We start from the raw sequence: 17,020 nt of genomic DNA on the forward strand, positions 1-17,020 counted from the left end.
GTCATGGACCTGATCCGCGAGCATGACATCGACCCCTCGCCGCTCGCCGGTAAGCGGGTCGCCGTCCTCGGCTTCGGCAATCAGGGCCGAGCCCAGTCCCTCAATCTCAATGATAGCGGGATCGATCTTGTCGTCGGTCTGCGCGACAATTCTCCGAGCGAGAATGCCGCGCGAGGCTCAGGGCTGGAGGTCGCGAGCCTGGAAGACGCCGTCACCGGTGCCGATGTCGTCATGATGCTCGCGCCCGACGAAATCCTCGGCAGCCTTTACCGGAAGATCGAGCCGCACTTGCGTGAAGGTGCGGCCCTCGGCTTCAGCCACGGCCTCGCCATCCACTTCAAGCAGATCCAGCCCCGCCCCGATCTCGACGTCTATCTCGTCGCGCCCAAGGGACCCGGTACGGCGCTGCGGTCACTCTACAGCGAAGGAAAGGGCATGCTGGCGCTCTGGGCCATCGACCAGGATGCGACCGGCAATGCCAAAGACATCGCCTTGGCCTATGGCCGCGCCATTGGCTGCGCCCGGGCCGGGCTAATGCAATCCAGCTTCGGCGAGGAATGCGAAGCCGATTTGTTCAACGAGGGCGCGGTCGTGTGGGGCGCCGTCCCGGAAATCCTCGTCGCGGGGTTCGACATCCTGGTAGAGGCCGGCGTCGCGTCTGAAATCGCCTACATGGAATGCGTGGGCGAGTTGAAGCTCATCGCCGAACTGATCGAAACGCGCGGCATCGCCGGCATGCGTGAAGCAATCAGCAATACGGCCGAGCTTGGCGCGGTGCTTGGCGGACCGCGCGTGGTCGATGACCATGTCCGCAAACGCATGCGCGAAGTGCTGGATGAGGTCCGCAGCGGCCGTTTCGCCAAAGCGCTCAGGGACGAAGCCGCCCGCGATTATCCATTGCTAAGGAGCGCCCGCATGCGCGCTCGCGCGCTCGCCGTAGAGCAGGCGCGACTGTCGCTTGAATCCTAGCCGATGACGTCGTGTTCGGCGTGCGGCCGTTCGCCGACGCTGGCGCGCTCAAGATAGGCGCGTTGCATCTTGCGATGGGCTTCGGCCGCCTGCGGATCGCCCGCTTCCGTTGCGAGTTTTTGCTCTTCGGCCGCGCGTCGCGCGAAATAGATGCGGTCGTGGTCGCTCATGAGACGCCCTCCCGTTAGAGGTCCCGGCGGTCACGATAACAGAGCACCGGCTTCCTGTCGATTTGACCGGCTCAGCGGCGGCCGAACAGCTTCTCGATGTCGGCATTGGCAAGCTTCACCCAGGTAGGGCGGCCGTGGTTGCACTGGCCGCTATGCGGCGTGACCTCCATCTCGCGCAGCAGGGCGTTCATCTCGGCAACGGACAGCACCCGTCCCGCTCGAACCGATCCGTGGCAGGCCATGGTCGCGGCGACATGGTCGAGGCGATCGCGGAGCGCGAGCGCCGTCCCAAGTTCGGCCAGCTCAGCGGCAAGGTCGGCAAGCAGTGCCTTTGCGTCGGTCTTTCCCAGGGGCGCGGGAGTCGCGCGCACCAGCATCGCGGACGGCCCAAACCGCTCCATTTCAAGGCCCAGCTCGCCCAGTTCGGCCGACGCCGCTTCGAGCCGATCGCAGTCCGGCTCGTCCAGCTCTACCACTTCAGGCAGGAGCAGTGCCTGACGAGCGACTTCCCCGCCCTCATTCGCGCGCCGCATCCGTTCCAGCACCAGCCTCTCATGCGCTGCATGCTGGTCGACGATGACCAGCCCGTCCTCTGCTTCGGCGACGATATAGGTGGCGGCGACCTGGCCGCGCGCGACGCCGAGCGGATAACGCGGCGCCTCCCGCGGGATGGGCTGCGCAGCTTCTGCCCGCCCCATTGGCGCCGCGAACTGCGCGGATCGTTCCATCACGGCGGCCGCCGGTTCTGATTGAGTCTCGAAAAGCGTGGCGAGTGCATCGACGGGCGGCGAAATGGGCATCACCGGCTCGGCTTGCCAATTCACGGCAGCCGCAAACTGCTCCCGCGCCGCGCTGCGGTGGCCTGCCTCATCCAACGCCGACCGCAAGCCGCCAACGATCAGCCCGCGAACGGCCGACGGATCGCGAAACCGAACCTCTGTCTTGGCCGGGTGGACGTTGATGTCGAGTTCGTCCGGCGGCACCTCGACGAACAAAGCCGCCACCGGGTGCCGGTCGCGGGCCAGCAGGTCGCGATAGGCCGCACGCAGCGCGCCAACTAGCAGCCTATCCTTCACCGGGCGGTTGTTGACGAACAGATATTGATGGTCGGCCATGCCGCGATTGAAGGTCGGAAGGCTCGTAACGCCCGCCATCCGCAAACCGTCCCGCACGCAATCGATGCCGAGCCCATGCCGTTCCAGCTCCCGATCGAGCAGCGCCGCGACGCGCGTCGGCGTATCAGATGGTTGAACCGACAGTATCTTTCGCCCGTCATGCTCCAGGCTGAACGCGACGTCGCTCCGGGCCATGGCGAGCCGCCGTACCGCATCCAGCGACGCTGCATATTCGGCGCGCGGGCTACGCAGGAATTTCCGCCTCGCCGGCACCTTGTCGAACAGTCCCTCGACCCGGACCCGTGTTCCGGGCGGCAGCGACGCCGGCCGCTCGCCTGCCGGCTCGCCATGATCGATGGTCAGCCGCCAGCCGTCGGCGCTCCTCACCCGGCTTTCCAGGGTCAGTCGTGCAACGCTGGCGATGGACGGCAAGGCCTCGCCCCGAAAGCCAAAGCTGGCGACCGCCTCGATGCGGTCGTCTGGCAGCTTCGACGTCGCGTGCCGCTCCAGCGCCAGGCGCATCTCGTCGGGCGCCATGCCGCAGCCATTGTCGGTGACTTCGATGAGGTCGAGCCCGCCCGCCGACAGCCTAACCGCAACGGTCGAAGCCCCTGCATCCAAAGCGTTTTCTACCAGTTCCTTGACTGCGCTCGCTGGCCGTTCGACCACCTCGCCAGCAGCGATCCGGTTGACGAGTTCGGAAGGCAGCCTTCTTATTGACATGTTAACTCTCGTAGCCCAATCCGAACCGGCCTGCGAAGCACTGAATTCGCACTAGAATTCATCTAGCTTTCACAAGGGTTTGGATAAGGAATCGTGAACTGGGGCGGCCGGGGTGGACGTCCTTCTTCCGGCAGCAAGCGAGAGACGGGTTAAGCATGTTCTGGAACCGCTGGTTCAAGTGGATGAGCCATGACATGGCCATCGATCTGGGTACCGCCAACACCTTGGTTTACGTGCGCGGACGGGGCATCGTCCTCAACGAGCCGTCGGTGGTCGCGATCGAGACCATCAATGGCGTCAAGAAGGTCAAGGCCGTCGGCGACGACGCCAAGCTGATGATGGGCAAGACGCCGGACCAGATCGAGGCAATCCGCCCGCTGCGCGACGGCGTCATCGCCGACATCGATGTCGCCGAGCAGATGATCAAACACTTCATCCACAAGGTGCACGGCGGCAAGATGCGCGCCTGGCGCTTCCCGGAAATCGTGATTTGCGTTCCTTCCGGATCGACTTCGGTCGAACGCCGCGCGATCCGCGACGCCGCGTCCAACGCCGGCGCTTCGGCAGTCTATTTGATCGAAGAGCCGATGGCCGCCGCGATCGGCGCTGACATGCCGGTGACTGAGCCGATCGGCTCGATGGTCGTCGACATTGGCGGCGGCACCACGGAGGTCGCCGTCCTGTCGCTGCGCGGCCTCGCCTACACCACGTCGGTCCGCGTCGGCGGCGACAAGATGGACGAAGCGATTTCCTCCTATGTTCGCCGCAACCACAACCTCCTCATCGGCGAAGCCACGGCCGAGCGCATCAAGCAGGAGGTCGGCATCGCCAAGCCGCCTGTCGACGGCATCGGCAAGACCGTCCACATCAAGGGCCGCGATCTCGTCAACGGCGTGCCGAAGGAAATCTCCATCAACCAGGGCCAGATCGCCGAGGCGCTGTCGGAACCGGTTGGTACGATCGTCGAGGGCGTTCGCATCGCGCTTGAGAATACGGCGCCGGAGCTGGCCGCGGACATCTGCGACCAGGGCATCGTCCTCACTGGCGGCGGCGCACTGCTGCAGGGCCTTGACGAAGTGCTGCGTGACGAGACCGGCCTGCCGGTCACGGTCGCCGAGGATCCGCTGACCTGCGTCGCGCTCGGCACCGGCCGGGCGCTCGAAGAAGAGCAGTTCCGCGGCGTCCTGCAGACGGCGTAACGGGTTATGGCCGCGCCGGCGGGACCGCGCCCCGGCTGGTCCAGGCGCGCGCAATATAGCCTGTTTTTTGGCTTCCTGGCGGCGGTGATCGGGCTGCTGGTCGGCATCTTCATGCTCGTCTTGTCGCTGGTGGCGCCGCAGACCTACTCGGCCGTGCGCGGCGCTGCGCTCGATGTCGCCTCACCGATCACCGGGCCGCTGGCGGAAGTCGGCGCGACCGCCAAGGGACTGGTCAGCGGCGCCGGTAATTACTGGGACGCGGCCAACCAGAATGCCAAGCTCAAGAAAGAACGCGCAGAACTGCGCCGCACGGCGGTTCGAGCCGCCGGAGTGTTCCAGGAAAACAAGCAGCTGAAGGCTGCCCTGGGCCTGCGCGAGCAAAGCAGTGCCGCCATCGCCACAGGCCGCATCGTCGGATCCAGCTTCGAGAGCCCGCGGCGCTTCGCCATAATCTCCGTCGGCCGCGGCGACGGCGTCCAGGTCGGCATGCCCGTTCGCACCGCCGACGGCCTTGTCGGCCGGATCATCGATGCCGGCCATATCGCCAGTCGCGTGCTGCTCGTCTCCGACCGTGCCAACACCGTCCCGGCCCGGATCCTGCGGACCGGAGCGCCGGTCATTGCCACTGGCCGGGGCGACGGCACGGTCGACATCCGCCCGCTCGAGGTGGGCCGCAACCCGTTCAGGCGGGGCGACATCATCGTCACCTCTGGCACCGGCGGCCTTTATCCGCCGCTCGTTCCCATCGCCCGCGTCATCCGCCTGGATGACGACGGCGCGCGCGGCATGCCGCTCGCCGATCCCACGCAGTCCAGCTTCGCCATCGTCGAAAAACCCTTCGAACCAGCCGCACTCGCCGCGGCGACGGAAGCGGAGGAACGCTGATGGTACGAGCCGCGCTCCAGCCACGCGGCCGCCTAAATCGCGGACCGCGCAAGGGCGTGACGGTTATCCCGGCGATCAGCGTCGTCCTGATGTCGTGCCTGGCGATGCTCCCGGTCGTCACCAATCGCGGCGGCTGGCCCGAGTTCGGCTTCCTGATGCTGGTCGCATGGCGACTGCTGCGCGCCGACGCCTGGCCTGCCTGGTGGGCGGCGCCTTTGGGCTTCGTCAACGACCTGCTGACCGGTGCGCCGATCGGCCTCTCGGTCGCGCTGTGGACCTTTGTCATGCTGCTGATGGACCTGGTCGACCGCCGGACGCAGTGGCGCGATTACTGGATCGAATGGGCGGTCGCGGCCGGCCTCATCATCCTTGCCGAAACGGCCGAATGGAAGGTCGCCGCCTGGGGCGGCGCGCCGGTGCCCTTCAAGGAAATGCTGCCGTCGATCGTGGTCTCGGTCCTCGCCTTCCCCCTCTTCGCTCACATCGCCTCCTCGCTCGATCGCTGGAGGCTTGGCCGGTGAGAGTGACCCCGGCCCACCAATCGCTCGCATTCTCACGCCGCATGCTTCTGGTCGGCAGCGCGCAGGTCGGCCTTGGCGCACTGCTGGTCGGGCGCCTTGGCTATCTCGGCATCAGCCAGAACGACCACTACCGGCTGCTGTCTGAAGACAATCGCGTCCAGTTGATCCCGGTGCCCCCGCGACGCGGCTGGATCATCGACCGTAACGGCAAGCCCATCGCGATCAATCGATCCAGCTTCCGCGTCGATATCATCCCCCAGCAGCTGTCGGACGGGCCGCGGGTGATCCGGGAACTTGCCCAGATCCTCGAACTATCCCCCGACGAGCTTCAGCGCGTCGCCGACGAACTCAAATCCTCCCGCGGCTTCCAGCCGGTCTCGGTCGCCGAAAATGTACCGTACGAGAAATATGCGGCGATCATGGTTCGCCTGACCGAACTGCCCGGCGTTGCCGCGGCTCGCGGCTTCAACCGTTACTATCCCGATGGCCCGGCGGTCGCCCATTTGGTCGGCTATGTGGGCACCGCGTCCGCCAAGGAGTATGAAAAAGAGAAGAACCCGCTCCTCATCATTCCAGGTTTCAAGATCGGCAAGGAAGGCCTCGAACGGTCACTGGAAACTTCCCTGCGGGGAGTGCCGGGCGGCCAGCGTGTGGAACTGACGGCTCGCGGGAAGTTGGTCCGCGAGCTCGATCCTAAACCTGACCGAAGCGGGAAAACCGTCCAGCTGACTATCGACCAGGGGCTGCAGCTGTATGCGGCCCGGCGAATGGGCGACCAATCGGGCGCACTCGTCGCCATGGACGTGGCGACCGGCGACATGCTCGCTTACGTGTCCATGCCGGCCTACGACCCCAACAGCTTCTCCGACGGCATCGGCCGGACCGAATGGCGGATGCTGTCCCAGGACGACCATATCCCCCTTCTCAACAAGGTCACGCTGGGCCTTTATCCGTCGGGATCGACCATCAAGCCGGCCATGGCGCTGGCGTTCCTGGAGCAGGGCATCGATCCCAAGAGACGGGTCTATTGCGCGGGTGGCTACCAGATCGGAAACCGCTACTTCCGCTGCGACGCTGTGCATGGATCGATGGACATGCACTCGGCCGTCGAGCGCAGCTGCAACACCTATTTCTGGGCGACCGGCCTGATCGCCGACCCGGCCAAGACGACCGAGATGGTCCACTATCTCGGCTACGGGGAGAAGTTCGACCTCCCCGTACCCAGCCAGCGCTTCGGCACCATGCCCAACCCCGACTGGCTGATGCAGAAGTACCACCGGAAATGGCAGGGTTATGATTCCGCCAACACTTCAATCGGCCAAGGCTATGTCCTGATCAATCCGATGCAATTGGCGGTCATGCCGGCGCGGCTGGCATCGGGTAAGCTGCTCAAGCCCCGCTTGTTGATGGCCGGCCCCCGGCAACCGGCGCCGGACGTCGCTGCCAAGCCCGAACATCTTGAAATCGTCCGCAGCGCGATGGCCGCCGTCGTCAACGGCAGCGGGACCGCTGTCGCATCGAAGCTTCCGCTCGACGGAATCCAGATGGCCGGCAAGACCGGCACCGCTCAGGTTTTCCGGCTGGAATCGCGCGGGCATCAGGGCAATTGGGCGCTCCGCGACCATGCGTTGTTCATCGCCTTCGCGCCGGCCGACAAGCCGCGCTACGCGATCGGCTGTATCATCGAGCACGGCGGCTTTGGTGCCTCCGCCGCTGCCCCAATCGTTCGCGACACCATGACGTATCTGTTCGACGAGCAGAAGGCGATGGATGCGCTCCTGCCGCTCGAGCAGCAATGGGGCGGGAGCCTGGCAGAGCGTAACGCCAGGAGGTCAGCGGCGTTCGAGGCGGCCGCCAAGTTCGTGCAATCCCAGGCCCAGGCCAAAGCGCCGCAGCCGCCGACCACATGATTTCCTCCGCCATCATCCCGCAGCCCCTCGCCCGCCTGCCCTGGCGGCTGATCTTCCTTGTCCTGTGCATCGCCGGCATCGGCCTCCTGACGCTCTATTCGGCCGCTGGAGGTTCGGCGCAGCCCTGGGCGCTGAAGCAGGCGCTGATCATCCTCGTTTTCCTCGGCGTCGCGGTCGGCATGTCGTGGATCAAGGAAAGCACGATCAAGGCTTTGGTCTTCCCGATCTACGGCGCCATCATCCTGATGCTGCTGCTGACCGACGCCATGGGCTTCGTCGGCAAGGGCGCCCAGCGCTGGCTCGACATCGGCTTTATCCGCCTGCAGCCCTCGGAATTCATGAAGCCGGCGATCGTCCTCGTGCTGGCCCGCTTCTACGAATTGCTCCCCGCCGGTTCGATCCGCCAGTGGCGCGCCATCTGGCCGGCTGCCCTGATGATCGGCGTCCCGTGGGCGTTGATCCTGGTCCAGCCGGACCTTGGCACCGCGACCATGGTGCTGCTGTCGGGCATCACGGTGATGTTCCTGGCCGGCGTGCCGATGTGGCTCTTTCTCGGCGGCGCAGGCCTGATCGCCGCCGCCCTGCCGATCGCCTTCACGATGATGCACGACTACCAACGCAAGCGGGTGCTCATCTTCATGGACCCGGAAAGCGATCCACTCGGCGCCGGCTACCACATCACCCAGTCGAAAATCGCCATCGGCTCGGGCGGTATCTGGGGCAAAGGCTACCTTCAGGGCAGCCAGAGCCACCTCGATTACCTCCCCGAAGGCCATACCGACTTCGTCTTCGCGACGATGGTCGAGGAATGGGGCTTCATTGGCGGGCTGGTGCTGATCCTCGCCTTCGCCTTCGTCGTCCGCTGGGGTATGAGGGTCGCGGCCAACAGCCGCACTCGCTTCGGCCAGCTGACCGCCGCCGGGCTGACCGTCACCATCTTCTTCTACGTGACCATCAACTTGATGATGGTCATGGGCCTCGCGCCCGTGGTCGGCGTGCCCTTGCCCCTCGTCAGTTTCGGCGGGTCGGCGGTGATGACGGTGATGCTCTGCCTCGGCGTCCTCATGTCCCTCGAACGCCAGCAGCGGACGAAATCCACGCTGGCCTAAGGCATCACGCGTTGCGGCCAGCCATGACTCCCCCCGTCTGCGCGAAGACGACGCAGGTGATCTACTATGCGTCCCCAAAGTGATTGAGCACGTCCGCATCAAATTCGCCATGCGCCACCGTCACGACCCTTCCCGACAGGATGACCTCGCATTGGCCTTGATCGGGTCCCTCGCGGACTTCGACTGTCATTTCGCTTGGCCTCCCGACGAACCGGCCCTGCCGCAGCACGATTCTTTGGCCCGTGTCGGCAAGACCGTGACGGACTAGCAGGCCGGCAACCGGGCCGGCGGCGGAACCTGTCGCGATATCCTCGACCGCCCCTGCATTGTCCCAGGTTCGGCCTTCACGCTCCTCGACATCAAAGACGTAAGCGAACTTGGCACCGACGCTGGCGAGCCGCTCCTCGAGCCCGTCCTCGGCAATCCGCGCACTGGCCAGGCCCTCGCTGGTCACGGGGATCACCAGATAGGGTAGCCCAGTCGAGGCAACGCAAACCGGCATCTTCCGACCAAGGTGCCTGGGCTCGAGACCGAAGCACTTGAGCCAACTCGCATGCTCACGCTCATCTATCTCCGCGCCAAAGCTGACGCGGCCCTGATTCATGGCGACCTCATACTTCAGTCCTTGGCGTCGGCTCTTCAGGGCCACCTGTCCGGCAGAGAGAAGCAGCGTGCATGCATATTCGTCGCCGCCAACTTGCTCATGAAGTACGGCGGCAGCGCCGATTGCTGGATGGCCCGCAAAGGGCAGCTCCTCTTCCATCGTGAAGATGCGGGCAGCAAAAACGTCCGGTTCCGGCGACGGCGTAAGGAAGATGGATTCGAACTGGCGTAATTCTCGCGTCAACGCCTGCATGGTGTTTGTCCCGAGCGGCTGCTCGGTAATGAAGACCGCCAGGCCGTTCCCGGCGAGCGGCTCTTCAGCGAAAACGTCGACTTGACGATAGCGTAGGATCGGTGCCGCCATGCGCGAAGCTATTGTGAGCGTTGAGCCGCGTCTGCAATGGGTCGAAACCTGCCACCAGCAATTCTTTTCGAGCGAGCAGTGTCTGGCGCGGACGACATAGCGCTGGCACGACAGTCAGCAGCCGCGACAGCGGCGCTCAGCCGCCGCGCAATCCGTTGTTGGTAGGGTGGAAAATGGTGGACGCACTAGGGCTCGAACCTAGGACCCGCTGATTAAGAGTCAGCTGCTCTACCAACTGAGCTATGCGTCCACTGCCTGTCAGGCGATGCGCCGGCTTTCAAAAAGCCGTCATGCGCGGCGCGCCGGTAGCAAATGCGATACTGGGGCGCAACCGCCTGAATTCAATAAAATGACCTGCGGCCTCAATCGCGCAGTTGCATGCCGATGGATTCGTCGAAATGCGTGGCCATCTGCCGCCGCGCTTCTTCGGGCTCGCCGTGTCAGCGGGCCCTAGCAGCATGCGGCGCGAAGGCAGCGTGGGCCGCTTCGCAGCGCGGCGCGAAGAGTTTGCAGCAAAACGCGGCCCCGAGCGTAATCGTGCCATGGTTCGGTTCGAGATCGAGGCCAGGGCCGATGCCGAGGCGACCGAGCTGCTGGTCAACGGCAAAGCCTATCGCATCGCCGGCGGTGATCCGGAGCACTATGCCGCATTCTATGCCGAGCTGAATCGGGACTTCGGGGTTCGCGATCCTTACCGGAGTGAGCAGTGGTTTCCTAAATCACCTGACCCAAGATGGAAGCCATTGATAACGAACAATATTCACCCGAGGATTCTGGCGGGTTACGGCGACCCTGCAGTCCTACAAACCGGTGAATCCTACGTGCTGGTGGCGACGTCGAACGATGCGCCGGATGCCTTTCCGATTTTGACGTCGGTAGACCTGGAGCACTGGGACCCGGCGGGGTTCGTGTTTCCGGAAGGCGAGGCGCCCGCCTGGACTTTGGCGGGGGTTCGGGTCGGGGACTTCTGGGCGCCGGAAATGGCGCGGGTCGGCGAGGAATATTGGCTGACCTACACGGCGCGCGACAAGGATCGGGTGCTGTCGATCGGCCTCGCCAAGGCCAAGCAGCCGACGGGGCCCTGGACCGACATCGGCAAGCCTTTGCTCAGCGGCGCGATGATCGACGCACATTTGTTCGTCGACGAGGTGGGGCCGGTGCTGTTCTGGAAGAAGGACAGCAACAGCCTGTGGCCGCGCCCCCTCGCCCGCCTGCTCCGCGAACGGCCCGAACTCATCGAGCGCCTGGTCGACAGCGAGCAGGACCGGACGACCGCGGCCTGGGCGGCGGCGATCCAGCCCTGGGCCGAGACGCGGCGGCCGATGGAGCGCTTCTTCCTGATGCAGCCGCTGATCCGCACGGCGATCGACAGCTGGGACAAGGTTCGCGCGGTGCTGCGCGCCAGCGGCTGCCCGGCGGACATGCTGGATGCGCTGCAAACGCCGATCTTTGCGCAGAGTCTGCACGCGAATGGCACGGAATTCGCCGGAAAACGCGTGCAGGTGCTCGCCAACGACATGGACTGGGAGGGGCACCTTATCGAGGGACCGTGGGTGACGAAGCAGCAGGGCCGCTACTGGCTCTTTTATGCCGGCAACGACTTCACCTCGCCGGCCTACGGGATCGGCGTCGCGGTCTCGGACGATGTGTTCGGCCCGTATGAGAAGATGGCGGAGCCGCTGCTGCAATCGACGACGGTATGGCTGGCGCCCGGACATGCCTCGGTTGCGCCGGGTCTGGATGGCGAGCCGCAATTGTTCTTCCACGCCTTCCACCCCGAGACCGGCGGCTACAATGTCTTCCGGGCGCTGCTGACGGCGAAGCTGAAATTCACCCGCGACGACGTCAGTCTGGCTTGACGTCGAGGCGCATGCTGAGCGTCATTTCCTCGCCGGGTTTGAGGACGCGCACGCCAAGTTCCGGCCATTCCTCCTCCGGCTCGTTGAGCGCGGCATTGGCATGGGTGACCGGCTCGGCGACGAACAGGCCGCCCTCCCTTGGCGAATAGAGCTGGAAGAAGTGCGCGTCGGGCGAGGACATCACGAGCTCGACCGGCCAATCGGTATCGCTGATCCGCGCCTCCCCGCCCCAGCCTGCGAAACCATGGTCCAGACCCTGCCCGCAGATGTGGCGGCCATCGAGGTCGAAACGGCCGATCGCCGGCCCCTTCGCCAGCGGCAGGACATTTTCGTCAATGTCCCAGACGTCGGTGACATGAGTGCCGAGGACCGTGTCCGGCCCGCAGTGGAAATAGGGATGCAGGCCAAGGCCGCAGGGCATGGGATCGGTCGACGTGTTGAAGCAGGACAGGCGAACCGTCAGTCCGCCCGCGTCGAGTGCGAAATGCTGGCGTGCCTCGTAGGTCCAGGGCCATTCGCCGGCCTGATGCTCGTAAGCCAACTCGGTCTCCGCCTCGTTGGCGAAGAGGATATTCCAGCGGCCGAGCCAGCCCTGACCGTGCAGCACGCTGGGGTCGCCTGCCATGTTCGGTTGCATCACGACCTCACGGCCGCGAAAGGTGAAACGGCTGCCGCGGATGCGGTTGACGAAGGGCACGAGCGGGAAGCAGGCGGCCTCCAACACATTTGTCGAGCCGCTGTGGCATCCGCGCATCAAGGGGAATGGATCGCTGCCTTCACCTGTCCAATCGAAGCGCGCGATACTGCCGCCAATGGAAGGGCTTAGCGCCAGTTCCAGATCACCGATGTGAAGTTTGACCTGTTCGTCGACCATTGCCCGTCCCTGTCCCGAAGCTGTCGACGGCATTCAGGCCGAAGCAACTTATCCACCGGCATTTTAAGCACTTAGGTTGCGGGACGGTTCCCGCGGACGCTATTTTTAGCTCGGGAGCTTGGGGAGGGTCAGGTGAGTCGAAGGGTCAAGGAGTTCATCGACATCGGCGACTTTTCGTCGCTGGACGACCTCATCGCCAAGCTGGTCACGGTCCGTGACGGATTGCCGAATTTTGCCGAGGCGGAAATGCGGCTGAAAGGCGACGAGATTTTCGGCCGCAAGCTGACGATCAGCTACATGCGCGAGCAGACCGCGGAAGAGGCCGCCTACGACGAGCGCTACGCCGACGCTATCCGCGGTGCCCAGCAGCAGATGCTGGGTCGGGTACAGGCGGAGCTTTCCGACATGCCGGCGGAAAGGAAGCGCCGGGCGGCATGAGTCGGCCCCGCGCCGGAATTTGCTTTCGATCCGGCAGTCTCCCCCAAGAAGGCAGCGGGATTCCCGCTTTCGCGGGAATGACGTGGAAGGGGGAATGTCCGCTTTCGACGGACACTGGCGCGAACCTAACCGCGACGGAGCCGGGCGACTTACCTCCCATAGAGGGTGGAAAGCAGCGCGGATCGTCATTTTGACGTGATGGCGGCAAGCCCAAAAGCTCGCCGCCCTATTCAGCCGTTAGGGATTAATCGTCATCGTCGGTGGCGTTGATGCCCGCCAGATATTCGCAGGTCGCTTCGGTCGTATCGCCCGCATAGTGGTAGTCGACGCCGGCGCCGGTGTAGCCGGTGTCCCCGTAAGTATAGATGTCGCTGATGCTGTCGGAACGCATTTCGAGGCGCATCGCAATCGACAATGGCAGATATTGGGCCTTGGCAACGCCGGTATCGGCCTGGCTGGCGGCGGCCGCTTCGGACACGAACGTCACAAGGCAGACCTTGGGGTCGTGCCCATAGGCTTTTCCAGCCGCGAAGGCCGGGACCGAGAACGTAGATCCGAATGCCAACGAAACTATTAACAATGTACGCATGGGGGACTCCTGTCCGCTTCTGACGAACGGGCAGGAAAGCCGTCGCCAAAGCCCCGCAAGAACGAACGGAAAGTTAATAGGGTCCGAGAGTCCGCTTTCCACCCAAACTTGCCGCGTCCGCTTTCGACCCATGGCGGAGATTCGGCGCAATTAGGCGACCTGGCCGTGGAAAGCTGTTAAAAGCACCTATCACGGGCGTACTTATTCCAAGCAGCTTGTGGCTGAGAGACATGCGCTCCCGCTTGCGGCTGGAGATCGAGCATGGCCACCACCAAACACGCCTCAATGGGCTCAACTGATCGCTGGGAAAATGACGGCGGCCGAATGCTGCCGGAGCGACCTTTGTTAGACGACCTCCAAATCGAGCTAAAGCGGCACGGGGTAGTACCCGTCCAGCTGATCATGTTCGATTGTGGCGGCTATCGTTATTCCAACGCCAGGGATGCGATCGCAGCGGCGAAGAGGCTTTCAAGGCCGGTCTCGGAATGATGCGACTTAGCGATCGAGCGGAAGCGCGAAACCTCGCGCTGGCGATCGTCGATACATTGCCGGAACCGTTCATGGTTTTGGACGAGAAGCTGCATCTTCTGGCCGCCTCACGCTGCTTTTACGAGGTGTACGGAGAGGATGCGGAGCACGCCCGCGGCCGTTCGCTCTTCGAGCTGTCGAACGGCCAATGGGATATTCCAGGCCTGCGCCAGTTGTTGCAGGCAGTGGTCCCGGACCATGTCAGCCTGGAAGGATTTGAATTCGAAGGGGCCTTCGGGGAGCTCGGCACGCGCACAATCCAGTTGAACGCCCTTCCGCTCAGGGAAGAGGACGGCAAGAGCAGGATGGTCCTGCTTGCAATCAAGGATATCACTGCAAGACGCGCAGCCGAGAATGAAAAGCAGCGCCTATTGGAGCACACCGAGGAGCTTCTCGAGCAGCAGGGCACCTTGCTGCGCGAGATGCGGCACCGGATCGCAAACAGCCTCCAGATCATCGCCAGTATCCTCCTGCTTAAGGCGGGTACGGTGACGTCCGAAGAAACCAAGAATGAGCTGCGGGCGGCTCACCAGAGAGTGATGTCGGTGGCGGCCGTTCAAAGCCACCTGCATGCATCCGACGGAATCGAGCAGATCGAGATCGGTCCGTACCTGACAAAGCTCGCCACCGGCTTGGCGTCTTCCATGGTCGGCCCGAAGCAGAAGATCGAGATTAAGGTGGTGGCCGACGCGGGAACGCTCCCCTCAAGCCACGCGGTCAGCATCGGCCTGATCGTGACCGAATTGATCATGAATGCCGTCAAATATGCATTTCCGAAGCCGCGATCCGCAGCGCGGATCCGGGTCACTTTCGAAAAGGCGGATTTGGATTGGAAATTGACGGTTTCGGACAATGGCGCAGGCCGCCGAGTGCCCGATGAACCCGCGAGTTCAACAGGCCTCGGAACTGCACTCGTCGCCGCGCTGGCGAAACAACTTGGCGCGTCGGTGTCGGAAGACTCTTCAAAGAGCGGCCTGACAGTCGACGTAACGCGCGCAACGTTCACTTCGCGCCTTTCCAATGCGGCGTAATTCAATGCGTAAGGCTTTGGCGCTCATCGCCAGTATCGCAGCGGCGTGCTGAGCGATGCATAATGCCAGCTATATTATCGCGCTGCTCGGAGCTCTCCTGCTCGCTATCGCTGGGTTGGCGCGGTGGCGGATTGCCAGGAAGCCGGACCAGGAGCCGCCGACAACCAAAGACAATAAGCGTTCAAACCTGGCCGCGATGGTCATCTTCGCCGCCGCCATTATCAGCGTGATTGCAGCCATTGTGGCGTTGCTTGCGCGGATGCTGAGGTGACTGAATCAATCGGAACTACCGGCCGAGCTCACCTTCCCAGACGTTCCCGCCTTTGATTTGCCGACCGCCCGCCTTCCACCCATTCCGGACTCTAGACTTGGGGCCGGGATGAATTGGGAGCTAAGCCAAGTCGTCTTGTTCTCTCCCATCCGCCAACGATGCGGCCGCGTGGAAAACGCGATTGATTGCATCCTGATGGGCAACGGCGACAGCGGCCAATCGTCCGGCGTCGTCCCTGTCCATGTTCAAGAGCGAGGTGAGATCGACGCTCGGAGGATCCTTCATTGCCGCCTCGACGGCGTCGCGCTGGTCCGGCGACATGCGGTGAACATATTTTGCCAGCAGGAACGCAATCATATGCTCGTGCGCGGTCAAAGTGGCCGCGATGACGCATTGCTCGTCTTCGGTCATAAATGCCTCCTCGGCAGTCGGCGAGGCAGCAAAATTGCCGTCGCCCAGACTCAATCACTCACCGGCTGGTTGCGCACGAAGCTGTTGGGCAGCCGCCCGCCGCAGTTGCGCGTCCCGCCTAAGCCCTCGGGCTCTTCGCTTGAGGTACGCGCGTTGCCCGATGCCCTTCGCAAACTGGACGTCGCCCTCGTAAGCGGCGGCATAAGCATCGGATAACCTAGCCATCCGATCATGATGGTCAGCCTGCGTCTTCCTCACCCGACAGGCTCGGCGAGCCGGCATGGATCGACAGGGCCATGGCCGGGCAAATTCGATCGCAAGGAAGTGTAGCCGGTCAAACTGGGTCTCTCAGACGAGGCGCTTCCGCGCAGGTTCGTTGGAAAGCGACACGGTGATTGTCGGGGTGGGACGAACTCGTTTCCAAAAGCCAACGAAGCCTGGATCATGTCGGTTCCTTGGCGCAATCAGTTAGGTCGGGGGACGTGGTTGTGCTAAGGGTAAGAAATCAGGCGACTTCCGGACAGTGAGCCGTCGCCTGGCTGAGAGACCATCGCGCTCCCGCTTGCATGTGGGAGTCTTCCGATATGGATCTCAATTACCTTTATCAGCGTCATCAGATTTCGGTATTCATGTCGGAAAATGCCGTGTGCGAGCGGTCGCGGAAGGCGCACCGTGGCCTGATGGATGCCTATGCATCGCTGATCGCCAGCGCTCGCCGTGGACGTACTGTAGTCGTTACCCAGTGACAGAGCCCGTTTCGCCCGTCGACGCTGCCATCAGCCTGCGCGAACAGGCTGCCTCCTACCGTCGCCTGGCCCTTCGGGCGAGGACCGCGGCAGGATCGGTCGCACTGCGAGCGGTCGCCGCCCAGTTCGATACGGACGCACGGCGGATCGACCCTCTCAGCTTGTTGCGCTGACCGGGCAAGCGAACGGCCACCGAGCAGCCGAACCAAGGAGCAACTATGGACCGATCCCTATATCTCGACATGCCAGAGGGCGAAGTCGTTACAAAATGCCTCAGCGCCAAGGTCGGCATATCCGTCATCGAGCGCCTTCCCGAGGGCGGCGTTCGGCTCGTTTGCGCAAGCATGGCGGGCGCTGACATCATGCGCCGAAAACTAAGATCGCGCCTCTTGAAAGGTGACGTCACGAGGACCGCGCTGCGTCCGGCGGGCCCGATTTGGTGAGCACCCCGGCGGATTGGCCCGGCTTCTCCGGCGCCGATGAAAGCCAAGGTCCGGACTAGACCCAAAGTTGCCGCGCCTGGGCTAGCTGGCCGGGCGCTTCCCTTATTTAAGCAGGCGGCTCGACGGTCGCGTCACCTGATTGATCAGCAAGCTCTCGATATCGCTCGGCCATGGCCAGATGGATTTGTCGGACCTTGTCCGAAACAGACTGTTCGGCCTGCTTGCGCTCTGCGCGTTCGCGGTTCCGGAAATAGCCTACAGA

At 63.7% G+C, this 17,020-nt stretch carries 20 protein-coding genes and 1 tRNA gene; 14 read left to right on the forward strand and 7 right to left on the reverse strand.

Features of this window, described 5'->3' with window-relative positions:
- The first annotated feature begins 3 nt into the window (after nucleotides 1–3).
- On the forward strand, nucleotides 4–969 hold the full coding sequence (gene ilvC, locus LZ536_RS01850; RefSeq protein WP_249846599.1) for a ketol-acid reductoisomerase: 966 nt from the start codon (nucleotides 4–6) through the stop codon (nucleotides 967–969).
- Here the strand turns inward: ilvC and LZ536_RS01855 are convergent.
- Nucleotides 966–1,139: a hypothetical protein gene (locus LZ536_RS01855; RefSeq protein ID WP_249846600.1), complete on the reverse strand. Its 174-nt coding sequence runs from the start codon at nucleotides 1,137–1,139 to the stop codon at nucleotides 966–968. The two genes, ilvC and LZ536_RS01855, sit on opposite strands and share 4 nt — an antisense overlap.
- Nucleotides 1,140–1,210: 71 nt before the next feature.
- A complete protein-coding gene (gene mutL, locus LZ536_RS01860; protein ID WP_249846601.1) occupies nucleotides 1,211–2,977 on the reverse strand; it encodes a DNA mismatch repair endonuclease MutL in 1,767 nt (588 codons plus the stop codon).
- 155 nt (nucleotides 2,978–3,132) lie between these two features.
- Between mutL and LZ536_RS01865 the strand changes: the two genes are divergently transcribed.
- The 5 genes from LZ536_RS01865 to rodA are packed head-to-tail and all read left to right on the forward strand — an operon-like array spanning nucleotide 3,133 to nucleotide 8,601.
- The gene (locus tag LZ536_RS01865) at nucleotides 3,133–4,176 is read left to right on the forward strand and encodes a rod shape-determining protein (RefSeq protein WP_249846602.1); all 1,044 of its coding nucleotides are present in this window, start codon (nucleotides 3,133–3,135) and stop codon (nucleotides 4,174–4,176) included.
- 6 nt (nucleotides 4,177–4,182) lie between these two features.
- A complete protein-coding gene (locus tag LZ536_RS01870; protein WP_249846603.1) occupies nucleotides 4,183–5,061 on the forward strand; it encodes a rod shape-determining protein MreC in 879 nt (292 codons plus the stop codon).
- Nucleotides 5,061–5,582 (forward strand): rod shape-determining protein MreD, encoded by a 522-nt coding sequence (mreD, locus tag LZ536_RS01875; RefSeq protein WP_249846604.1) that lies wholly within the window; start codon nucleotides 5,061–5,063, stop codon nucleotides 5,580–5,582. The genes LZ536_RS01870 and mreD overlap by 1 nt, the downstream gene beginning before the upstream one ends.
- Complete coding sequence (gene mrdA / locus LZ536_RS01880; protein ID WP_249846605.1) at nucleotides 5,579–7,492, forward strand: penicillin-binding protein 2; 1,914 nt, start codon at nucleotides 5,579–5,581, stop codon at nucleotides 7,490–7,492. The genes mreD and mrdA overlap by 4 nt, the downstream gene beginning before the upstream one ends.
- Complete coding sequence (gene rodA, locus LZ536_RS01885) at nucleotides 7,489–8,601, forward strand: rod shape-determining protein RodA (protein ID WP_249846606.1); 1,113 nt, start codon at nucleotides 7,489–7,491, stop codon at nucleotides 8,599–8,601. Before mrdA ends, rodA begins: the two co-directional genes overlap by 4 nt.
- A 64-nt stretch (nucleotides 8,602–8,665) precedes the next feature.
- On the opposite strand, the gene LZ536_RS01890 is transcribed toward rodA, so the two are convergent.
- Together LZ536_RS01890 and LZ536_RS01895 are read right to left on the reverse strand one after the other, a co-directional pair.
- Nucleotides 8,666–9,568, reverse strand: coding sequence for a PhzF family phenazine biosynthesis protein (locus LZ536_RS01890; protein WP_249846607.1), 903 nt, complete (start codon nucleotides 9,566–9,568; stop codon nucleotides 8,666–8,668).
- 174 nt (nucleotides 9,569–9,742) lie between these two features.
- A tRNA-Lys gene (locus tag LZ536_RS01895) sits at nucleotides 9,743–9,818 on the reverse strand.
- A gap of 148 nt (nucleotides 9,819–9,966) precedes the next feature.
- On the opposite strand from LZ536_RS01895, the gene LZ536_RS01900 reads away from it, so the two are divergent.
- Complete coding sequence (locus LZ536_RS01900; RefSeq protein WP_249846608.1) at nucleotides 9,967–11,427, forward strand: glycoside hydrolase family 43 protein; 1,461 nt, start codon at nucleotides 9,967–9,969, stop codon at nucleotides 11,425–11,427.
- Here LZ536_RS01900 and LZ536_RS01905 read toward each other — a convergent pair.
- A complete protein-coding gene (locus LZ536_RS01905) occupies nucleotides 11,414–12,301 on the reverse strand; it encodes an aldose 1-epimerase (RefSeq protein WP_249846609.1) in 888 nt (295 codons plus the stop codon). The two genes, LZ536_RS01900 and LZ536_RS01905, sit on opposite strands and share 14 nt — an antisense overlap.
- 132 nt (nucleotides 12,302–12,433) lie before the next feature.
- Here LZ536_RS01905 and LZ536_RS01910 point away from each other — a divergent pair, with 132 nt between their 5' ends.
- Nucleotides 12,434–12,739: a hypothetical protein gene (locus LZ536_RS01910; protein ID WP_249846610.1), complete on the forward strand. Its 306-nt coding sequence runs from the start codon at nucleotides 12,434–12,436 to the stop codon at nucleotides 12,737–12,739.
- Nucleotides 12,740–12,983: 244 nt separating this feature from the next.
- Here LZ536_RS01910 and LZ536_RS01915 read toward each other — a convergent pair whose 3' ends face one another.
- The gene (locus tag LZ536_RS01915; RefSeq protein ID WP_249846611.1) at nucleotides 12,984–13,328 is read right to left on the reverse strand and encodes a hypothetical protein; all 345 of its coding nucleotides are present in this window, start codon (nucleotides 13,326–13,328) and stop codon (nucleotides 12,984–12,986) included.
- 261 nt (nucleotides 13,329–13,589) lie between these two features.
- On the opposite strand from LZ536_RS01915, the gene LZ536_RS01920 reads away from it, so the two are divergent.
- Genes LZ536_RS01920 through LZ536_RS01930 form a run of 3 tightly spaced genes read left to right on the forward strand, consistent with a single transcriptional unit; the run spans nucleotide 13,590 to nucleotide 15,158 of the window.
- Nucleotides 13,590–13,817, forward strand: a complete 228-nt coding sequence (locus LZ536_RS01920; RefSeq protein ID WP_249846612.1) for a hypothetical protein — start codon at nucleotides 13,590–13,592, stop codon at nucleotides 13,815–13,817.
- On the forward strand, nucleotides 13,817–14,887 hold the full coding sequence (locus LZ536_RS01925) for a sensor histidine kinase (RefSeq protein ID WP_283938430.1): 1,071 nt from the start codon (nucleotides 13,817–13,819) through the stop codon (nucleotides 14,885–14,887). The genes LZ536_RS01920 and LZ536_RS01925 overlap by 1 nt, the downstream gene beginning before the upstream one ends.
- Before the next feature lie 55 nt (nucleotides 14,888–14,942).
- Nucleotides 14,943–15,158 (forward strand): hypothetical protein, encoded by a 216-nt coding sequence (locus LZ536_RS01930; protein ID WP_249846614.1) that lies wholly within the window; start codon nucleotides 14,943–14,945, stop codon nucleotides 15,156–15,158.
- Between the two features lie 120 nt (nucleotides 15,159–15,278).
- On the opposite strand, the gene LZ536_RS01935 is transcribed toward LZ536_RS01930, so the two are convergent.
- On the reverse strand, nucleotides 15,279–15,569 hold the full coding sequence (locus tag LZ536_RS01935) for a hypothetical protein (RefSeq protein WP_249846615.1): 291 nt from the start codon (nucleotides 15,567–15,569) through the stop codon (nucleotides 15,279–15,281).
- Between the two features lie 584 nt (nucleotides 15,570–16,153).
- On the opposite strand from LZ536_RS01935, the gene LZ536_RS01940 reads away from it, so the two are divergent.
- From LZ536_RS01940 to LZ536_RS01950, 3 genes are read left to right on the forward strand one after another with little or no spacing between them, the layout of a single operon-like run.
- Complete coding sequence (locus LZ536_RS01940; RefSeq protein WP_249846616.1) at nucleotides 16,154–16,315, forward strand: hypothetical protein; 162 nt, start codon at nucleotides 16,154–16,156, stop codon at nucleotides 16,313–16,315.
- Nucleotides 16,312–16,488: a hypothetical protein gene (locus LZ536_RS01945; protein ID WP_249846617.1), complete on the forward strand. Its 177-nt coding sequence runs from the start codon at nucleotides 16,312–16,314 to the stop codon at nucleotides 16,486–16,488. The genes LZ536_RS01940 and LZ536_RS01945 overlap by 4 nt, the downstream gene beginning before the upstream one ends.
- 45 nt (nucleotides 16,489–16,533) lie before the next feature.
- Complete coding sequence (locus tag LZ536_RS01950; protein ID WP_249846618.1) at nucleotides 16,534–16,758, forward strand: hypothetical protein; 225 nt, start codon at nucleotides 16,534–16,536, stop codon at nucleotides 16,756–16,758.
- Nucleotides 16,759–17,020: the final 262 nt, after the last annotated feature.

The sequence above is a fragment of the Sphingomonas alba genome (assembly GCF_023516555.1).
Taxonomy (GTDB): Bacteria; Pseudomonadota; Alphaproteobacteria; order Sphingomonadales; family Sphingomonadaceae; genus Sphingomicrobium; species Sphingomicrobium album.

Excerpts from the sequence above, each read along its gene's own strand:
- ilvC (WP_249846599.1), top strand. The coding sequence starts at position 4 with ATGGACCTGATCCGCGAGCATGACATCGACCCCTCGCCGCTCGCCGGT.
- LZ536_RS01855 (WP_249846600.1), bottom strand. The coding sequence starts at position 1,139 with ATGAGCGACCACGACCGCATCTATTTCGCGCGACGCGCGGCCGAAGAG.
- mutL (WP_249846601.1), bottom strand. The coding sequence starts at position 2,977 with ATGTCAATAAGAAGGCTGCCTTCCGAACTCGTCAACCGGATCGCTGCT.
- LZ536_RS01865 (WP_249846602.1), top strand. The coding sequence starts at position 3,133 with ATGTTCTGGAACCGCTGGTTCAAGTGGATGAGCCATGACATGGCCATC.
- LZ536_RS01870 (WP_249846603.1), top strand. The coding sequence starts at position 4,183 with ATGGCCGCGCCGGCGGGACCGCGCCCCGGCTGGTCCAGGCGCGCGCAA.
- mreD (WP_249846604.1), top strand. The coding sequence starts at position 5,061 with ATGGTACGAGCCGCGCTCCAGCCACGCGGCCGCCTAAATCGCGGACCG.
- rodA (WP_249846606.1), top strand. The coding sequence starts at position 7,489 with ATGATTTCCTCCGCCATCATCCCGCAGCCCCTCGCCCGCCTGCCCTGG.
- LZ536_RS01890 (WP_249846607.1), bottom strand. The coding sequence starts at position 9,568 with ATGGCGGCACCGATCCTACGCTATCGTCAAGTCGACGTTTTCGCTGAA.
- LZ536_RS01900 (WP_249846608.1), top strand. The coding sequence starts at position 9,967 with ATGCGTGGCCATCTGCCGCCGCGCTTCTTCGGGCTCGCCGTGTCAGCG.
- LZ536_RS01905 (WP_249846609.1), bottom strand. The coding sequence starts at position 12,301 with ATGGTCGACGAACAGGTCAAACTTCACATCGGTGATCTGGAACTGGCG.
- LZ536_RS01915 (WP_249846611.1), bottom strand. The coding sequence starts at position 13,328 with ATGCGTACATTGTTAATAGTTTCGTTGGCATTCGGATCTACGTTCTCG.
- LZ536_RS01920 (WP_249846612.1), top strand. The coding sequence starts at position 13,590 with ATGGCCACCACCAAACACGCCTCAATGGGCTCAACTGATCGCTGGGAA.
- LZ536_RS01925 (WP_283938430.1), top strand. The coding sequence starts at position 13,817 with ATGCGACTTAGCGATCGAGCGGAAGCGCGAAACCTCGCGCTGGCGATC.
- LZ536_RS01930 (WP_249846614.1), top strand. The coding sequence starts at position 14,943 with ATGCATAATGCCAGCTATATTATCGCGCTGCTCGGAGCTCTCCTGCTC.
- LZ536_RS01935 (WP_249846615.1), bottom strand. The coding sequence starts at position 15,569 with ATGACCGAAGACGAGCAATGCGTCATCGCGGCCACTTTGACCGCGCAC.
- LZ536_RS01940 (WP_249846616.1), top strand. The coding sequence starts at position 16,154 with ATGGATCTCAATTACCTTTATCAGCGTCATCAGATTTCGGTATTCATG.
- LZ536_RS01950 (WP_249846618.1), top strand. The coding sequence starts at position 16,534 with ATGGACCGATCCCTATATCTCGACATGCCAGAGGGCGAAGTCGTTACA.